Here is a 12,773-nt window from a genome sequence, read left to right as displayed (position 1 = left end):
ATAAATGCCTCAGTCAAAGTAAGAGGCTCGCTCATTTAATAACAGTAAAAGAAAAGGAGGAATAGATATGGAAAGCAGACCATACTCTTGGGTTGCACTTGATCCTGACTGTGACCATCCGTTAGAGCACAAAGAGAAAGAAAAAGAAGAAAGAAAATGCAATTGCGATATTTGCTGCAATAACAATGGGTTTGGCAATGACAACAACGCCTTTATCGACCAAGATCTAGCTCAGGCAAATCTCAACAAACAAGTCTCAGATGAGACAATTATTATTAGAGACTCTTGTGACATCAACGTTTCATCTACAGACGTTCAAGCCGTAACATCTATTGTAACAGCGCTTAATGCAGCTGTCTTGACAGTAGCTCTCACCTCCATTGCAGATGGCGTTATTGCTGAATTAGTCGCACAAGATTTATTGCAGCTTACAGCTAACAAGCAAGTAAACCGCCAGAAACTTCTTATCGAATGCTCCCGCGGCGTAAACGTCACAACAGTAGATGCCGATATCGCAACCCTTGTCTCTACAGCTACAAACGTTCTGATCGCTGTCCTAGTCATCACTCTTGTCCTCTAGAACCTAAAAGCAGAGCTAAAAACGCTCTGCTTTTTCTTATTTTCCAAGCATATGATGAATATATAGACGTTCACCCACACCAAGTGGGGCACGGGTACATATGTTGTTAAGGACTAAAGTCAAATACCCTATAAAGAAGGAGCTGAAATCAATGAGCTGCGGAAAAACCCATGGCCGGCATGAGAACTGTGTATGCGATGCAGTGGAAAAGATTTTAGCAGAGCAGGAGGCAGTTGAGGAACAGTGTCCGACTGGCTGCTATACAAACCTTTTGAATCCGACAATTGCAGGTAAAGACACAATTCCGTTTCTCTTGTTTGATAAAAAAGGCGGATTGTTCTCCACATTCGGAAACGTGGGGGGATTTGTGGATGATATGCAATGCTTTGAATCCATTTTCTTCCGCGTTGAAAAATTATGTGATTGCTGTGCAACACTGTCTATTTTACGCCCTGTCGATGTCAAAGGCGATACCTTAAGTGTTTGCCACCCTTGCGACCCGGATTTCTTCGGGCTAGAAAAAACAGATTTCTGCATTGAAGTGGATCTCGGATGCTTCTGCGCGATTCAGTGCCTGTCACCAGAGCTAGTTGACAGAACATCGCCTCACAAAGATAAAAAGCATCATCACAATGGATAAACACTTGTAAAGAGGAATCCCCTTCCAAACTCTATTACAGGTGCAAATCATTCAGCTGCTTCCAGCGTGAGGCAGCTGACTCTCCATCATTTCGCCAGTCTCAAATTTATAAGGCAGGAGGGATAATATGAGCCAGAAAACATCAAGCTGCGTGCGTGAAGCTGTAGAAAATATTGAAGATCTGCAAAACGCTGTTGAAGAAGACTGCCCGACCGGCTGCCACTCTAAGCTTTTATCTGTAAGCCATTCGTTAGGCGACACAGTGCCTTTTGCAATATTTACATCAAAATCAACGCCATTAGTCGCCTTCGGAAATGTCGGCGAACTCGATAACGGCCCTTGCTTTAATACAGTATTTTTCAGGGTCGAAAGAGTGCATGGAAGCTGCGCAACACTGTCATTATTAATCGCATTTGACGAACACAAACACATTTTGGACTTCACCGATAAAGATACGGTGTGTGAAGTGTTCCGACTCGAAAAAACGAACTACTGTATTGAAGTTGACTTAGACTGCTTCTGCGCAATCAACTGCTTAAATCCTCGATTAATCAATCGTACACATCATCAGCATTAATCATAAGCTGGAAAAGCTTGCAAGCCTGCAGGCTTTTCTCTATGTAAAAAAGCTGTCCGGCAACATCAGCCGGGCAGCTTTTTTCTTTTTCGTTAAAAACCGAGCGGGTGCAAAGAGGTAATATCATCGATTGCCAGTTCGGTTGGGGCTCCGTTTCCGGTTGTTCGAAGCAGGACGGAATCATTTCTTCTTCCGACAATCACGCCCCTGTACGTTCTTCCATTGGCTTCAATCAAACAAAGCGCTCTCGGCATGTTATGAGGCAGCTTTGTTAAAAAATCAATTTTTTCGTGGATCGTCATCTTGCTCATCGGTTTTTTCACTTTTCGTGCCGGCGGTGCTTTTTCCTCCGCTTTATCAGCACTATGGACAGCTTCCGGTTCTTTCTCAGGCTTCCGGTCCTCAAGTGCAGGCTCTTCCTTTTTTTCTGCTTTCGAGGGCTCGTGTTCGACGGTTTCTTCTACGGCCTGCGGCTCTGCTCTCTGTTCCTCTTGGCTTTTTATGTTCTCTGGCTCTCTCGCCTCTTGTGTTTGCTGACTCACTGGTTCGGCTGCAGGCTTTTGGTCTTCTTGCAGGACATCCTGTGCCACGGCTTCCTCCTGCTGCTTCTCATGATAAGCCGGCTTTTCCTCAGCTTTTGGCGGAGCAGGTTTGTCGGCCTTTCTTTTGATGACAATCTCCTGCATGGATGACCTTGTAGTTTCTGCATAATCCGGCTGAACAATATACATGAGCGGTTTTTTATCCGCGTTTCTTTTCTTATTAGACATCTTCATCCCTCCGATTGTGTCATATTCTATCTATATGACAGAAAGCTGAAAATCAGAAGAAATAAAAAAGCAATCCCTATTCGGGATTGCTTGATATAGATCCTGCTTAGCGGGCAGTGATATGGAAACCTGAATCAACGTGAAGATTTTCACCTGTAATCCCGCGGGACATATCGCTGAACAAGAACGCAGCTGTATCGCCCACTTCTTCAGGTGTTGTCGTGCGGCGAAGCGGTGCACGCTCTTCGATGTCTTTTAAGATAGAGTTGAAATCGCTGATGCCTTTAGCAGATAATGTTCTGATCGGGCCGGCAGAAATGCTGTTGACGCGGATATTTTCTTTTCCTAAGTCAGCAGCTAAATATTTCACACTTGCATCAAGAGAAGCTTTTGCTACACCCATAACGTTGTAGTTTGGCATCACAAGCTCTCCGCCAAGGTACGTCAAAGTGACAATGCTTCCGCCTTCAGTCATCATCGGACGTGCCGCTTTGACAACAGCAGTCAGAGAATATGAGCTGATGTTATGAGCCAAAAGGAAGCCGTCACGATTTGTGTTTAAGTATTCGCCGACAAGCTCTTCTTTGTTGGCAAACGCGATACAATGCGCGATACCGTGGATTACACCGACCTGCTCCTTAATGCTTGCGAAGCAAGTTTCGATTTCTGCGTCGTTTGTTACATCGCAAGGAAGGATGATGGAATCGTTGCGGTCTAACGTTCCGGCAAGCTCATGAACAGATTTCTCCAAGCGTTCGCCTGCATATGTGAAAATCAAACGTGCACCCGCTTCATGTAAAGAACGCGCAATGCCCCAGGCGATGCTGCGTTTGTTGGCTACCCCCATCACAACAATGTTGCGGCCTTCAAGTGAAAAATTCATATGTATAAAGCCTCCTATATTTAATAAAGACATAGTATTAGTACCTGATCTTAATTTCTATCATATCATAACCTTGTCCAGATGAAAAGCGCATACCGTAGCAAACGCAAAAGAGATCACCATCAGCTGGTGATCTCATCGGCTTGTATTTAAGCTGTTTCGTTTAAAAGCGAAATGGTTTGTCGGCCCGTGTCCCGATCCGATGCCGAGCGTATTTTCCACCGCTTCGCGGACAAAGTTGGCCGCAATCTCAAATGCCTGATGGATGCTGTCTCCTTTAGCCGTTTGGGCCGTTAAAGCCGCAGCAAAGGTGCAGCCTGTGCCATGCGTATGCTTCGTATTGATATAAGGATGGGTGATTTGCATAAACATGCTGCCATCAAAAAGAAGGTCAGTAATGTGATTGTCTTCAGGCTGGTGCCCGCCTTTGATAATGACATGCTGCGCACCCATCTTGACGAGCTGCTCGGCTGCTTTTTTCCGGTCATCCAGCGAGCTGATTGTCATTCCTGTCAGCGTTTCTGCTTCCGGGACATTCGGCGTAATCGCGTAGCTTCTTGGAATGAGCAACTCCTTTAAGGTGGCAACTGACTCATCACGCAGCAAGGATGCCCCGCCCTTTGCGATCATAACCGGATCAACAATTACACGATTGAATCCGTGCTCGTCAATTTTTCTTGCCACTTCTTCAATCATGTCGGCATTCCAGAGCATTCCCGTTTTGACTGCATCCGGTCTCAAATCCTCAGCAACAGCGTCAATTTGCTGTCTCAACGCCTCTACAGTCAGCGGATGCACCCCATGAACGCCAAGCGTATTTTGAGCGGTTACCGCTGTAATCGCAGACATTCCGAATACATCAAGCTCTTGAAAGGTTTTAATATCAGCTTGTATCCCTGCGCCGCCGCCTGAATCTGATCCGGCGATTGTCAATGCTTTATATATACTCATTACACTACACTCCTTTTATTACCCGATCCATTTATGATAAATGGATTTTGCCCGGGCAATATCATTTGTTCCATGGATCAAAGCTCTGCCGTCCCGGAACAGCACCATTTTCATATCATCCGAGCGGCAGGAAATTAAATACGGGTTCGCAGTTACTTCAAGCCCGGCCTGCCTCAGCTGACCGGCAAGCGCTTCAAGATCCGCTTCTTTCGTAATAGATGATCTGATCTGCACCGTGTTCCTGCCGCACAATACAGCCGCTTTTGTTTGATTTTCATATGACAAAAACGGAAAATCCTTTGTGCCGCAGCTTGGGCATGCGTCATGTTTGAGACTGGCTGCTCTCACTTCTGACCGCTCATTTTTCCACAAATCAAAGGAGCGCAGCACCGGCTCGCACTCCTCTCCCGTCAGCAGCTTCAGTGCATCTGTTACCTGAAAGACTGCTACCTGCAAAACAGCCGGACTGATGATGCCGGCTGTGTCACATGTTGCTCCGCCAATCGGAAGTGTATCGAGCAAGCAATGCAGGCAAGGAGTAGAACCCGGCACCACGGTAAAGGTGAGGCCGTAGCTCCCTACACAGGCACCGTAAAGAAAAGGAATCCCTTCCTTTACCGCAGCATCATTTACGATCAGGCGGGTTTCAAAATTATCAGCCGCATCCACTATAATTGATGCATCCCTAATCAGCTCGAAGATATTTTCTGCTGTCACATCCATGACAAGGCCGGTCACATCAACATCGCTGTTAATCGAACGGAGACGGCGCTCCGCAGCAGCTGCTTTCGGCATTTCTTTTTTGACATCATCTTCTGTATAAAGCTGCTGGCGCTGGAGGTTGCTCCATTCAACATAATCTCTGTCGGCAATTTTCACAGAGCCGACTCCCGCTCTCACCAGCATTTCTGCACTGGCTGTTCCGAGCGCGCCGGCGCCGATAATCACGGCGCGCGCTTCTTTCAATTTTTTCTGGCCGAATGGGCCGATCGGAGCAAACAGCTCCTGCCTTGAATACCTGCCCGTCATACAGGAAGACCTTCTCCCGGACTGCTTGCCGTTCCGTATTGCTTAAGCGGGATGCGGCCCGCCTCATAAGAAAGGCGCCCTGCTTCCACTGCGAGCTTCATGGCACGAGCCATTTTCACAGGATCGTCAGCGCCCGATACAGCCGTATTGAGCAGTACGCCATCCGCTCCAAGCTCCATTGCGTATGCCGCATCTTTAGGCGAGCCGATTCCCGCATCCACGATGACCGGCACTTTCGCCTGTTCAATAATAAATGACAGATTCAAAGGATTTAAGATTCCTTGTCCTGATCCAATCGGAGATGCACCCGGCATGATGGCATGAACGCCGAGCTCTTCCAGCTTTCTCGCCAGCACAACGTCATCCGACGTGTACGGGAGCACAATAAAGCCTTCTTCAAGAAGCTGTTCAGACGCTTTTAATGTCTCAACAGGGTCAGGCAGCAAGGAACGGCTGCATCCGATGACTTCAACTTTAATCATGTCACAAAGGCCTGACGCTTTCGCCAGCCTTGCAATCCGAACCGCTTCTTCAGCAGTGCTGGCGCCCGCTGTATTCGGGAGAAGCGTATATTTGGATAAATCAAGCTGTTCCAAAAAATTCGGCTGAGATGCTTCAAAGATGTTCATTCTCCTTACAGCAAATGTTAAAATATCAGACTCAGAAACAGCTACTGCTTCCTTTTGAATGTCAAACGATGGGTATTTCCCCGTGCCCAGCAGCAATCTTGATTGAAATGATTTTCCGCCAATTGTTAACATGCTCATCCGCCTCCTACAAAATGGACAATTTCAATGACATCACGATCACAAAGCTCAACCTCGTGATAGCGTTCTTTCCCGATTATTTCTTTATTTCTTTCCACGATAACGATTTTATTTTCAAGCTGATACGACGCCAGCAGGTCTTGAATTGTACCTGCGTCTTTTTCCCACTTCACGTCTTTACCGTTCAGCTGTAGCATCATATCTGAACCGCCTCCTTGCGATCAATTCGGAATGCGTGCAGCCAGTCTTGGTTGACCTCTTTATTCATGATGAGATCACTGATCAAAGCGCCCGTTGCGGGAGCAAGCAGGATCCCGTTTCTGAAATGGCCCGCCGCAAATAAAATACGGCTGTCCTCAGGATGTCTGCCGATGTACGGTTTTCCATCCTTTGTTCCCGGCCGGAGTCCCGCCCAAAAACGATCCACCTTCATATTCTGTATAGCCGGCAGCATCGTTTTTGCTTTTTTCATAACGGATTCCAATCCGCCAAGATCCGGTGCTTCACTCCAGTCCCCCGGCTTCATTGTCGCGCCGACAACCAGTTTGCCGCTTTTTCTCGGTACGATATAGCAGTGATCATGGTAAAGCGTTTTTGTCAGCGGGATATCATCATTCCAAACGGACAGGCACTCCCCTTTTACAGGGAGAAAAGCATTGTTCAGTCCAAGCTGTTTAAAAAACATTCCGCTCCACACCCCGCTGGCAACGACAACATGATTAGCCCATACGTCTCCGCTAGGGGTCTTGATGGACAGGGCTTCACCGTCACGTTCGACATGCAGGACGGGCGTATGCTCAAAAATCTCCGCCCCAAGCATTTTTGCTGCTTTCACATACGCCTTGCAAACAAAATAAGGCTCCACATGCACATCATCCTGAATAAAAGATGCACCAAAGATGTCACCAGACGCATACGGCTCTTTTTCTAACACCTCTTCTTTTGAATACCAGCTGACAGAGTCCAAATCGTCCATCTGTCTCAGCTGCAGCACATCTTCTTCAGAAAATGCAAGCTTAAACATACCGCCGTTATGCTGCCTGATATCCACACCGGATAATGCATAAAGCTCTTCTCCAAGACCTTTGTACAGACGCTGGCTGTGCATGGCGAAATCAAAAAACGCGTCACGTTCCTCGCATTCGGCATGGGCGCCCAGCATTCCGGCAGCGGCACTTGTCGTTCTGCCGCCCATTGTTCCGCTTTCAAACAATGCGGTGTTTTTGTTTTCCTTTGCCAAATAATAAGCAATTGCGGAACCGATAATTCCGCCTCCAATCACCACTGCTTCATAATGCCTTTTCATAGCGCATCTCCTTTAGCTTGCGGGAATATCGTCTGGCTGCTTCCAAAGGTTCAGCGGAAGAGAAAATTCCTGACATAACAGCAATGCCGTCTGCCCCTGCTTGTTTTACGTCTCTTAACCTGTCCGGCGTCATCCCCCCGATGGCTATAACCGGGATGGAAATCCGCTGTTTGATATCTGACAGCAAAGATACTCCTCTGCCTTCAAGACCCTTTTTGCAATCCGTTTCAAACACATGGCCGAACAGCACGTAGTCCGCGTCTTCCTTTTCTGCTTGAACCGCTTCCTCCAGTGAATGCACCGACCTCCCGATATGAAGGTGTGGAAATCTGGCTCTGACCTGCTTCGGTGAAAAGCTGCCGCTTGGCAGCTGCACGCGGTGAATAGTAGAGAAAAGTGCAATATCCACGCGCCCGTTCATCACCAGTTTTCGTTTATCTATACCGCCTTCAAAAATAAGATCGAGCAGTTTCAAAATATCCGCCGCCGATTTTGAGCGTTCCCGAATGTGAATAAAATCAACTTCATTCTGAATCGTAATGATGATTCTCGCTAGCTCTTCTACCGGCTTGCTGTCATCCGTTATGGCGTGAAGCTCCACATTCCTCCACCTCTTTTATGGCGCTGTCAGACCAGCCTTCTTTTCGATAGGCCATTCCCCAAAATTGATATTCATAGTAGCTGGAGATGACAAAATTCTCTTTCATCTTGGCACGCACTTCCTCCGTGCTGTTTTCCGCCAGCTCATCAAAGCGGTTGATTTGCTCCTCGACCTGTTGTCTAAACCAATCACCGCCATATGTGCCAATCCACTTCTGATAAATTGGATGCCCCGGATCACAATGCAGCAATTTCTCACCAACCTCGTAATAGAGCCAATAGCATGGCAGCAGGGCCGCTAAGATTTCAGCGAAATTCCCGCTTAAAACCGAACGGTACATATGGGATGTGTAAGAGTACGCAGTAGGAGACGGCTTAAACGCCTTACGCTCTTCCTCGCTGATTTCCAACAGCTCGGCAAACTCCCGATGAAGCGCCATTTCCGCCTCATATGTACCTTGGGCATGGCTTGCCATCCGCCCCGTTGTATAAAGGTCCTTCGCATAAGCGGCGCCAAATGACTGCACCTTTGCAAAATGCGTTAAATAATAGGAATCCTGAAGTACGTAGTATTTAAAACGGTCAATCGGAAGCGTTCCGTCACCGATTCCTTGAACGAACGGATGGACAAAGCTCCCCTCCCACCATTCTGCGGCTGCACTGCGGCATTCTTCTGAAAACTTCACAAATCATTCCCCCTCTGAAAATAAAAAAACCACTTTCCCGCAAGGAAAAGTGGTTTGGAATTGGCATAGTAAAATAACACAAATACCGCTCCACTTCCCTACGCAGGTCTGAACCTGTTCAAGTTATGAGGGTCTAAAAGTCACACTTTTATCTCAGCCCTTATGAAGGACACCCCTAGTGGTTAAACGAATACATATTGAATTGTTCTGCACCTCTATATTAACACGAATCCTTATTTGGTCAAGATTTATCCTTCCAATGTTTTCTTAAGATCCGTTACGTACCCCCGAGATCCGGTGACAATTAAACGGTCTCCAAGTTTCAGCCTTGTATCCCCATGAGGAACGATGCTGTCCACACCTCTGAAGATCCTGACAAAGATGACGTCACCTGTTAAAGGGAATTCCCGTAAAATGACACCATCATATTTACTGTTCTCCATATTAATTTGATACAGCGAAGACTCTTGGTTCGTGAGCAGCTTCATGACGCCAGGCGCTTCAATCAGTGCGCGAAGCAGCGTTTTTGTCGACAGCAGAATAGAAAAGATGCTGATTCCCTGCTCCTTCAGAGCTGCTTCATGCTCCGGTGATCCTACGCTTGCAATGACTCTTTCTGTACCTTTTTCTTTTGCAAGTAATGCAATGTCTGCATTCATATCTTCATTTCCTGTCGCCACAACGAGGATATCCGTTTCAAAAATGCCGAGTGATTCAAGCGTCTCGTGTTCATAGTCAGAAATTGTTTCAACAGCAAACACTGATTCTGACAGCTTTTCCTCCGCATTCTCTTGGTAGACGTGTACAACACGCACGTCATACTCTTCCGCTGGCAATTCGAGTGTGACAGGCAAAGTCATTTGATTGGCGCCAATGAACGTAATCGTCTTTTTCTCCTCCGGCTGCTCTTCCCGTTTGTATAATTTTTTAAAACAGATCGGCGTAAAAATACTTGCAATGACGGCTACTAAAATTAGCGCTCCTGACATATTTGCACTAATCACGTGAAGCTGCTGCCCGATTGTTGCAGCGGCAATCACGAGCGAAAGCGTTGATGTCAGCAAGAAACCAGACGCGAAAATGGTTCGGTTATCATACCACTTCTTTAAGTACATGACAGGAATGATTTTGCTGACTAACAGCGCCAGCAGCAGGAGCGGAATCATGATTAAAATTGTTTTATCCTGGAAAAGAGTCCAAATATCCAGCTTCACACCGACCATCACAAAGAAAATCGGTATTAAGAACCCATAACCAAATGAATCCAGCTGCTGAACAAGTTCTTTGTTTGGCGAAAGCAGGGAAACGAGAACCCCCGCTAAGAAAGCGCCAAGAATATTTTCCGCCCCAAGTGATTCAGACAGGGCAACGAGTACAATGATTAACGTAAAAATGGCACGCGTCCCGATCTGGATCGTCCCTTTTGACATGGATTGAACAAAAGAGCGATGTTTGAAGACCCGGCCGAAAAAGTAAAGCACCACTCCGGCCGCAAACAGAATCATCAGGAGCCACATGTTTCCGCTGTCCTCTCCGTATAAAGAAGAAAAAACAGCAAGAAGAATCATCGTGGCCAAATCAGCAATAACAGCAACAAGCAAAATAATCTGCCCGATATTCGAATTCATGATCCGTTCTTCTTTTAATGTTGGAACGACAACGCCTAATGAAATCGTTGAAATAATCAGGGTCATCAAAAATGCATTTTGGATAAATCCGGCCAAGACGAACCCATAGGACAAGAGCAATGATAAAATAAAAATACCGACGAAAATAACAGATGCCGCAGCAAACGTATTCGGCGCTTCCTTGCCATTCGGCAGGAACTGCTTTTTCTTTCCTTTCTCAAACGACGAAAAATCAATTTCAAGCCCGCTTAAAAACATTAAAAAGATAAATCCGAGCATAGAGAGTGTCTGGAGCCAGGTGTCACCCTCCACAACTAAATTAAGGCCGCTTTTCCCAATTATCAGCCCCATAATGATTTCAGCAACAACAACCGGGATGCTGAGTTTAAACCGATGCAAAAGGATGGGTGTCAAAAATGCAACGATAAGTACAACAACTAAAGATGCGACAGATGTATGCGCCATAATCAGAACCTCCTTTTTAAGTCAGGGTTATGCTAGTTCTCACTCAGAGAACAAAACCTCATTTTTAAAAAACATAACGCGATTTTAACAAGGGTGATGATGAAAAATAAAGTGATAAGGTCTTAATCCTGTTTAGAAAATGATTCTTCTTCTATAATTTGCACATAAAAGCTTGTGATGACTCACAACACTTTGCTTCATAATAAATAAAACAATCGGTAAGGAGGAGACCGCATGGCTTACGATATCATCAGCGATATTCATGGCTGCTATGACGAAATGACTGCATTAATCCAAAAGCTTGGCTATACAATCAAAAATGGAGTACCTGTCCATGAAGAAGGCAGGGTGCTTGTTTTTGCCGGAGATTTAACTGACAGAGGGCCCAAATCGATAGAGGTCATCCGATTTGTAGCCGGCGCTTACGAAAAAGGCGCTGTACGTTATGTCCCGGGAAACCATTGCAATAAATTATATCGTTACTTAAAAGGAAATCCGGTAAAAGTGATGCATGGTCTCGAAACAACAGCGGCAGAGCTTGAGGAACTTTCCAAAGATGAGAAAAAATCAGTCAGCGAACAGTTTATGAAGCTGTACGAAACAGCGCCGCTTTACGACATCTTACATAATGGAGAATTAGTTGTCGCCCATGCTGGCATAAGAGCTGACGATATCGGCAAATATACCCGCAGAGTGAAGGACTTTGTGCTTTACGGTGACGTGACGGGTGAAACATATCCGGACGGCAGACCCATCAGGCGTGATTGGGCGGCAGCCTATAACGGAAAGGCTTGGGTGGTATACGGTCATACACCTGTGAAAGAGCCTCGGAAGGTCAATCGCACCATCAACATTGATACAGGCTGCGTGTTCGGAAATCAACTGACAGGCTTTCGTTTTCCAGAAATAGAAACCGTCTCTGTTCCAAGCTCCCTGCCTTACGACGAATCAAGATTTCGCCCCATATAAAAAAGGAGAGAATCAATGATTCTCTCCTTTTATCAGTTTTCTCATATCCTGAGGCAGTGGAGCATGAAACGTCATGTTCTCCTGTGTCAGCGGATGGATAAACGAAAGATGCTCGCTGTGCAGAGCCTGCCGGCCAATTTCCTGTCTCGTTCCGCCGTACAGTGTATCGCCGCACAACGGGTGCCCGAGATAACTCATATGAACACGAATTTGATGGGTTCGTCCAGTCTCAAGCTGCAACGTCACCGAGGTCATATCGTCATTTGCACATGTGACGTAAAAATGCGTAACAGCCTTCTGGCCGTCTGGCGTTACCGTCCGTTCAATTATACTGTCAGGATGTCTGCCAATCGGAGCATCGACTGTTCCCTCCATCTGTGCCATCCGCCCGTGAACCACTGCCGCATACCGGCGTTTCACAAGGCCGTTTTTTTGCGCAGACGATAAAATGGAGTGGGCAAATCGATGCTTGGCAACAAGCATGACACCTGATGTATCCCGGTCTAACCGGGTGACAAGATGAACTGTCGCCCTCACTCCGGTTGTTTGATAATGATCAATAATTCCATTGGCAATGCTGCCGGAGGGGTGCTCTCTCGAAGGGATTGATGACACATACGGCTGCTTGTTTATCACAAGCACATGTTCATCCTCATAAAGGATATCGAGCGGAACAGGCTCTGCCAACAGCGTCTCGCTCACCTGCTCCTCAGGAAACTTCACGATAAGAAGATCTCCCTCTTTCAAAACGTATTTGACCGTCACATGCTCACCGTTAATCTGCAGGTCGCCCCCGCCAAACTTAATATCGGTCAGCAGACGTTTTGAAATTCCCAGTTCACTGGCATATTCCTTTACAGTCATCCCGTCCTCAGCGGAAGTAATGTTCTTTCTGATAAAAAAATGCTCCACGATATGTCCT

Annotated in this window: 15 protein-coding genes and 1 riboswitch; of the genes, 4 read left to right on the top strand and 11 right to left on the bottom strand. The window is 46.5% G+C overall.

Annotation, left to right across the window (positions count from 1 at the left end):
- Window positions 1-67 precede the first annotated feature (67 nt).
- From cotX to cotZ, 3 genes are all read left to right on the top strand, one after another.
- The gene (gene cotX, locus MKY10_RS06290) at window positions 68-580 is read left to right on the top strand and encodes a spore coat protein CotX (RefSeq protein ID WP_015252341.1); all 513 of its coding nucleotides are present in this window, start codon (window positions 68-70) and stop codon (window positions 578-580) included.
- A 151-nt stretch (window positions 581-731) separates the two neighbouring features.
- On the top strand, window positions 732-1,220 hold the full coding sequence (gene cotY / locus MKY10_RS06285; protein WP_014479465.1) for a spore coat protein CotY: 489 nt from the start codon (window positions 732-734) through the stop codon (window positions 1,218-1,220).
- 127 nt (window positions 1,221-1,347) lie between these two features.
- A complete protein-coding gene (gene cotZ / locus MKY10_RS06280; protein ID WP_014479464.1) occupies window positions 1,348-1,797 on the top strand; it encodes a spore coat protein CotZ in 450 nt (149 codons plus the stop codon).
- 92 nt (window positions 1,798-1,889) lie between these two features.
- Here the strand turns inward: cotZ and cotO are convergent, their stop codons facing one another.
- The 10 genes from cotO to MKY10_RS06230 form a co-directional block, all read right to left on the bottom strand.
- Complete coding sequence (gene cotO, locus MKY10_RS06275; protein ID WP_080348081.1) at window positions 1,890-2,573, bottom strand: spore coat protein CotO; 684 nt, start codon at window positions 2,571-2,573, stop codon at window positions 1,890-1,892.
- Between the two features lie 100 nt (window positions 2,574-2,673).
- Window positions 2,674-3,450 carry an enoyl-ACP reductase FabI gene (fabI, locus tag MKY10_RS06270; RefSeq protein WP_003232896.1) on the bottom strand — a complete coding sequence of 259 codons (777 nt, stop codon included), beginning with the start codon at window positions 3,448-3,450 and terminating at the stop codon, window positions 2,674-2,676.
- A gap of 135 nt (window positions 3,451-3,585) precedes the next feature.
- Window positions 3,586-4,401: a bifunctional hydroxymethylpyrimidine kinase/phosphomethylpyrimidine kinase gene (gene thiD / locus MKY10_RS06265; RefSeq protein WP_015252343.1), complete on the bottom strand. Its 816-nt coding sequence runs from the start codon at window positions 4,399-4,401 to the stop codon at window positions 3,586-3,588.
- An 18-nt stretch (window positions 4,402-4,419) separates the two neighbouring features.
- Window positions 4,420-5,430 (bottom strand): thiazole biosynthesis adenylyltransferase ThiF, encoded by a 1,011-nt coding sequence (gene thiF, locus MKY10_RS06260; protein ID WP_015252344.1) that lies wholly within the window; start codon window positions 5,428-5,430, stop codon window positions 4,420-4,422.
- A complete protein-coding gene (gene thiG / locus MKY10_RS06255) occupies window positions 5,427-6,197 on the bottom strand; it encodes a thiazole synthase (RefSeq protein ID WP_010886483.1) in 771 nt (256 codons plus the stop codon). Before thiG ends, thiF begins: the two co-directional genes overlap by 4 nt.
- A complete protein-coding gene (thiS, locus tag MKY10_RS06250) occupies window positions 6,194-6,394 on the bottom strand; it encodes a sulfur carrier protein ThiS (RefSeq protein ID WP_015252345.1) in 201 nt (66 codons plus the stop codon). Before thiS ends, thiG begins: the two co-directional genes overlap by 4 nt.
- The gene (thiO, locus tag MKY10_RS06245; protein ID WP_015252346.1) at window positions 6,394-7,503 is read right to left on the bottom strand and encodes a glycine oxidase ThiO; all 1,110 of its coding nucleotides are present in this window, start codon (window positions 7,501-7,503) and stop codon (window positions 6,394-6,396) included. Before thiO ends, thiS begins: the two co-directional genes overlap by 1 nt.
- On the bottom strand, window positions 7,487-8,104 hold the full coding sequence (gene tenI, locus MKY10_RS06240; RefSeq protein ID WP_015252347.1) for a thiazole tautomerase TenI: 618 nt from the start codon (window positions 8,102-8,104) through the stop codon (window positions 7,487-7,489). Before tenI ends, thiO begins: the two co-directional genes overlap by 17 nt.
- Window positions 8,079-8,789 carry a thiaminase II gene (gene tenA, locus MKY10_RS06235; protein WP_003232909.1) on the bottom strand — a complete coding sequence of 237 codons (711 nt, stop codon included), beginning with the start codon at window positions 8,787-8,789 and terminating at the stop codon, window positions 8,079-8,081. The genes tenI and tenA overlap by 26 nt, the downstream gene beginning before the upstream one ends.
- A gap of 78 nt (window positions 8,790-8,867) precedes the next feature.
- Window positions 8,868-8,976: riboswitch (TPP riboswitch) on the bottom strand.
- Window positions 8,977-9,037: 61 nt separating this feature from the next.
- Window positions 9,038-10,882: a monovalent cation:proton antiporter family protein gene (locus MKY10_RS06230; protein WP_015252348.1), complete on the bottom strand. Its 1,845-nt coding sequence runs from the start codon at window positions 10,880-10,882 to the stop codon at window positions 9,038-9,040.
- Between the two features lie 234 nt (window positions 10,883-11,116).
- Here MKY10_RS06230 and prpE point away from each other — a divergent pair, with 234 nt between their 5' ends.
- Window positions 11,117-11,851 carry a bis(5'-nucleosyl)-tetraphosphatase PrpE gene (gene prpE / locus MKY10_RS06225; RefSeq protein ID WP_003244765.1) on the top strand — a complete coding sequence of 245 codons (735 nt, stop codon included), beginning with the start codon at window positions 11,117-11,119 and terminating at the stop codon, window positions 11,849-11,851.
- A 12-nt stretch (window positions 11,852-11,863) separates the two neighbouring features.
- Here the strand turns inward: prpE and MKY10_RS06220 are convergent, their stop codons facing one another.
- Window positions 11,864-12,763 carry an RluA family pseudouridine synthase gene (locus tag MKY10_RS06220; RefSeq protein WP_021479542.1) on the bottom strand — a complete coding sequence of 300 codons (900 nt, stop codon included), beginning with the start codon at window positions 12,761-12,763 and terminating at the stop codon, window positions 11,864-11,866.
- Window positions 12,764-12,773 lie beyond the last annotated feature (10 nt).

It is taken from the genome of Bacillus sp. FSL P4-0290, from assembly GCF_037975435.1.
GTDB classification, from domain to species: Bacteria; Bacillota; Bacilli; order Bacillales; family Bacillaceae; genus Bacillus; species Bacillus subtilis.
The sequence above is the reverse complement of the archived record's forward strand: the minus strand, read 5'-3'. Positions and strand labels throughout refer to the sequence as shown.